The following is a 5,031-nucleotide window of genomic DNA, read 5'->3' as shown; positions in this document are numbered from 1 at the left end:
GCCCGGCGCACCGATGCGCGCCCGATCGCCGGGGCCGGCGTGCCGGCCGCGGCCTGCGCTGGACCTACCCTGTCGCCAGCCCAGGCGGACCAGAGAGAGCCCCTTCCCGGCTCTCGCGCCCGCAACAAGAAAGTCCGGGATCCCCTATGATGACGGTTGCGAATCGGCGCTCGGCGCCATGACCATGTCGATACTATGAGCCAAGAGAAACACGCGAAAGTCCTCATCCTCGGATCGGGGCCTGCCGGCTATACAGCCGCCATCTATGCTGCTCGGGCCAATCTCTCGCCCATGCTTATCACCGGGGTGGAACAAGGCGGGCAGCTCATGACCACCACCGAGGTGGATAACTGGCCCGCCGACGTCAACGGCGTCCAGGGCCCGGAATTGATGCAGCGCTTCCAGCAGCACGCGGAGCGCTTCAACACCGAGATCGTCTTCGACCACATCCATACGGCACACCTGGGCCAACGTCCCTTCAAGCTGGAAGGCGACTCCGGCACTTATACTTGCGACGCCCTCATCATCGCCACGGGAGCGTCGGCCAAGTACCTCGGCCTGCCCTCCGAAGAGGCTTACAAGGGCCGCGGCGTCTCGGGCTGCGCCACCTGCGATGGCTTCTTCTACAAGAACCAGGACGTCGCCGTGGTGGGCGGCGGCAACACGGCCGTCGAGGAAGCCCTGTATCTGGCCAACATCTGCAAGACGGTCACGCTCATCCACCGCCGCGACAAATTCCGCGCCGAGCCCATCATGGTGGACAAGCTGAACGAGAAAGTGCAGGAAGGCAAGATCATCCTCAAGCTCTTCAATGAATTGCAGGAAGTCCTGGGCGACGACTCCGGCGTCACGGGGGCGCGCATCCGGAACAACCAGACGGGAGAAACGGAAGACCTCGCCGTCAGCGGCATATTCATCGCCATCGGCCACCAGCCCAACACCGGCATTTTCAAGGGCCAACTGGAGATGAAAGACGACTACATCGTCACTCGCAGCGGCTTGAACGGATTGGCCACGATGACCTCGGTGCCGGGCGTCTTTGCCGCCGGCGACGTGCAGGACCGAATCTACCGCCAGGCCATCACCAGCGCTGGCACGGGTTGCATGGCAGCCCTTGACGCGCAGCGATGGCTGGACGGTGAAATGGTTTGACCCCCGGGATGGTTTAACCCCAAAGGGAGCCCCACGAGCGTTTCGCGCGCCCCGCCGCGCGGGCGGGCCGGCGCGGCCTGCGCACCGGCGCCCCTCGGAGGAAGGCGACGATCGTGTCTCGTACCAAGCGAATCCAGACTAGCCAAGGATGCAGCGGTCCCGGTGCGACCGCATCCTTCCCAGGGACTCGTGCGAAACGCGTCGTGGGAAGCCTGTCGGACCTCAAGACGCTGCAACGGGAACTGAAGGCCCGGCGGGAGGCGGAAGAAGCCGCCGAACGCGAAGCCCGGCGCCGCGAGCAGGCGGCCCGCCTGGCGGCGGCGGAGTTCCGCACACTGGTGGGTGAGGTCGTGCCGCTCAAGCCCAACGGCCGGATCGACCCGACACCGCCACCGCCGCGCCCCCTGCCCTACAAGCGCTGGGAGGACGAGTCCGAAGTGCTACGGGAATCGATCTCGGACGACTACGGCGCCGACTGGCTCATCGACACGGACGACACGCTCTCCTACCGGCGCAATGGCCTGGGCCAGGACGTGGTGCGCAAGCTCCGGCGCGGCCAGTGGACGGTACAGGCGCAGCTCGACCTGCACGGCCACCGCGTAGACGAAGCTCGGGATGCACTGGGAGAGTTCCTGCGCGCATGCGTTCGCCAGCAGATGCGCTGCGTACGCATCATCCACGGCAAAGGGTTGGGCTCAAAGAACCGTACCCCCGTCCTGAAAGAAAAAGTACGGCGATGGCTTGTGCAGAAGGAAGAGGTGCTCGTTTTCGTCGAGGCCCGCCCCAATGACGGCGGCTCGGGCGTGGTGCTCGTGCTGCTCCGGGGGCAGGGCCGCTCCGCCTGAGCCGGCGTCCCTCACGGCTTGGTCGACGTAGAGGTCATTGTTTCGGGGACGAAGTGCGCGGGCGTATCGTCCCGTCGCTTCTGGCGCCACTCCATGACCGTCTTGAGGACCAGCGTCAGCATGGCCATGCAGGCGAGCAAGGCCGCAGCGGTGAAGGCCGCGGCGCTCTTGTAATCATTGTTCAGCTGCTCTACCAACAGCGGCAGGGTAAGGGTCTGGTTCATGATGGTGCCTGATACGACCGACACCGCGCCGAACTCCCCTACCGCCCTCGCGTTGGTGATGACGACGCCATAGAGCAGCGCCCACTTGATGTTGGGCAGCGTCACGCGCCGGAAAATCTGCCAGCCCGAAGCGCCCAGGGAAAGCGCCGCGATCTCTTCATCCGCGCCCTGGGCCTGCATCAAGGGGATCAGGATGCGCGCCACGTAGGGAGAAGTGACGAACACGGTCACCATGATGATGCCCGGCCACGCGAACATCAGCTGGATGCCGTGATCGTACAGCCAGCTGCCGAACGCGCTTTCGAGCCCGTAGACGACCAGATAGCACAAGCCCGCGACCACGGGAGACGTGGCATAGGGAATATCGACCAGGGTCACGAGCACCCGCTTGCCGACGAAGTCGTAATGCGTGACGCACCAGGCCAGCAGAATCCCAAATACGAGATTGATCGGTACCGTCGCCAGGGTGGTGAGCACCGTCAGGCCGATCGCATGCTGCATGAAATCTTCGTTCAGGTTCTGCACCAGCAGGCTCCAGCCGCCCGACAGCGCCCGGGAGAAAATCAGCGCCAACGGCACGACGAGCATCAACACCGTAAGCACGATGCCAAGCGCAATCAGCAGCCATTGGTGGATCAGGGTGGGCCGTTTGTTTTTCATGGGAATCAGCGACGGCGCAGCAGCCGCCCTTGCACGACTTGCAGCAAGAAAAGCAGGAGCAACGAGGCGACCAACACCACCGACGCGATGGCGGCTGCCGCCGGATAGTCAAACTCCTGCAAGCGCACGAAAATCATCAGCGAAGTGATTTCCGTCTGGAACGGAATATTGCCGGCAATCATGATGACCGCCCCGAATTCTCCCAGGCTGCGGATAAAGGCCTGCGAGGCGCCAGAGATCAAGGCTGGCACCAGGCTGGGCAGCAGCACGCGCCAAAACGTTTGCCAGCGCGTCGCGCCCAGCGTGGCGGCCGCCTCTTCGTATTCCGGTTCGAGATCCTCCAGCACCGGCTGGAGCGAGCGCACGATGAATGGAAGGCTGGTGAAGATCATTGCGACCACCAGCCCCGGATAGGCGTAGGAAATCTTGATGCCCAAGGGGGCGAACCACCGTCCCAGCCAGCCCTCCGGCACGAACAAGGCCGAGAGCGTGATCCCCGCCACCGCGGTGGGCAGCGCAAATGGCAAATCGACCAGTGCGTCGATCACCCGCCTGCCCGGAAACTCGTAGCGGGAAATGATCCACGCGAGCACGAAGCCGATTCCCGCCACGATGACGGTCGAATAGAACGCCCCGGATACCGTGACCTTGTAACTCTGCACCACGCGGGGATCCGTGATCGCCCGCCAATACTGCTCCCAGGTCATGTCGCTCACGTAGAGCAACAGCGCCGAGAGCGGAATCAGGATGACCAGGCTCAGGTACAAGACCGAAAAGCCGAAGCTCGGGACGAAGCCGGGCAGGACGGGCGGGCTACGGAAGAAACGGAGCGACGAATTCACGGCGTAGGCGGCTGGAGCGTGTGGCGGAAGCGAATAAGCGCGGCCTCCCTTCGGTAGGCCGCGCTCTTGCGGAGGCATTGTACGGCACCGGCCCGGCGGCCGGCGCTCCCTCGATCAACGCTTGGCCAGCAATTGGTCGAGCACGCCGTTGGAGCTGAAGTGGACCTTGGTGATGTCGTCCCACGAACCGAGCACCTTGGTCGGATCGATCAGCCGCACCTTGGGATAGCGATCGGCCACGACCTTGGCGACGTCAGGATGATGAACGCGGTAGTTGAAGGTGGTCAGCAGCAGCTGGATTTCGCGGGTGTACTGATAGTTGAGGTATTCCGTCGCGAGCTGGCGCGTCCCTTTTTCGTCCACGACCTTGTCCACGACGGCCACCGGGAACTCGGCCAGCACGGAAACCGGCGGCACCACGATTTCGAAACCGCCCGCCTTGAACTCCTCGCCCTTGGCGATGTTGATCACCTCCGACTCGAAGGTCAGCAGCACGTCGCCCTGCCCGTTCTGGGCGAATGCGACCGTCGCGCCGCGGCCGCCGGTGGGAAAGTTCACGACGTTGTGCAGCAGCTTGCCTACGAACTGCTTGGTCTTTTCCTCATCGCCGCCGAATTTCTCATTGGCGTACAGCCAAGCGCCAAGGTAGGTGTACCGGGCATTGCCCGAGGTCTTGGGATTGGGGAACACCAGCTTCACGTCGTCGCGGACGAGATCATCCCAACCCTTGATGTTCTTGGGGTTGCCCTTGCGCACCAGGAAGGCGATCGTGCTGTAGTAGGGCGAGCTATTGTTGGGGAAGGCTTTTTGCCAATCCTTGCGCAACAGGCCCCGCTTGGCGAGGATGTCCACGTCGGTCACCTGGTTGAACGTGACCACGTCCACTTTCTTGCCCTGGATGATGTCCTGGGCTTGGCGCGACGTGCCGGCGAACGACTGGTCGATCTTGACGTCGTGGCCGGTTTTTTCCTTCCAATATGCTTGGAACTTGGGGTTGATCGCGGCGAACACCTCGCGCGCCACGTCATAAGACGCGTTCAGCAAAGGCTTGTCCTGGGCTTGCGCCGTCCCGGTCGCGGCAACGAGTAGCGCGGCCGATGCTGCCGCAAGCACGATGATCTTTTTGAACATGAAACGGCGTCCTAGGTCTGGTTTGTGAATTCGAGAAACGAGGACGCAACCGTAACAAATTCACATATGCAACCAAACCATATATTCATCATTTTTTCATAATCAAAAGAAATATGCCCCCCCTACACTGGGCTCATGTACTTGGCGCGCGGCCGCATGGTGAACCCTGCCAGCCGT

At 62.9% G+C, this 5,031-nt stretch carries 5 protein-coding genes; 2 read left to right on the top strand and 3 right to left on the bottom strand.

Annotated elements, in window-relative coordinates:
- The first annotated feature begins 195 nt into the window (after positions 1-195).
- Positions 196-1,152, top strand: a complete 957-nt coding sequence (trxB, locus tag IRZ12_RS15470) for a thioredoxin-disulfide reductase (protein WP_296470262.1) — start codon at positions 196-198, stop codon at positions 1,150-1,152.
- 203 nt (positions 1,153-1,355) lie between these two features.
- On the top strand, positions 1,356-1,997 hold the full coding sequence (locus IRZ12_RS15465; RefSeq protein ID WP_296470259.1) for a Smr/MutS family protein: 642 nt from the start codon (positions 1,356-1,358) through the stop codon (positions 1,995-1,997).
- Between the two features lie 11 nt (positions 1,998-2,008).
- On the opposite strand, the gene cysW is transcribed toward IRZ12_RS15465, so the two are convergent.
- The 3 genes from cysW to cysP all read right to left on the bottom strand — a co-directional run bounded on the left by cysW (position 2,009) and on the right by cysP (position 4,854).
- Positions 2,009-2,881: a sulfate ABC transporter permease subunit CysW gene (cysW, locus tag IRZ12_RS15460; protein WP_296470256.1), complete on the bottom strand. Its 873-nt coding sequence runs from the start codon at positions 2,879-2,881 to the stop codon at positions 2,009-2,011.
- 5 nt (positions 2,882-2,886) lie between these two features.
- A complete protein-coding gene (cysT, locus tag IRZ12_RS15455; RefSeq protein ID WP_296470251.1) occupies positions 2,887-3,723 on the bottom strand; it encodes a sulfate ABC transporter permease subunit CysT in 837 nt (278 codons plus the stop codon).
- A gap of 114 nt (positions 3,724-3,837) precedes the next feature.
- Positions 3,838-4,854 (bottom strand): thiosulfate ABC transporter substrate-binding protein CysP, encoded by a 1,017-nt coding sequence (gene cysP, locus IRZ12_RS15450; RefSeq protein ID WP_296470247.1) that lies wholly within the window; start codon positions 4,852-4,854, stop codon positions 3,838-3,840.
- Positions 4,855-5,031: the final 177 nt, after the last annotated feature.

The sequence above is a fragment of the Pigmentiphaga sp. genome (assembly GCF_019689535.1).
Taxonomy (GTDB): Bacteria; Pseudomonadota; Gammaproteobacteria; order Burkholderiales; family Burkholderiaceae_B; genus Pigmentiphaga.
Note: the sequence above shows the minus strand (reverse complement) of the source record. Positions and strands in the feature narration are given on the sequence as shown.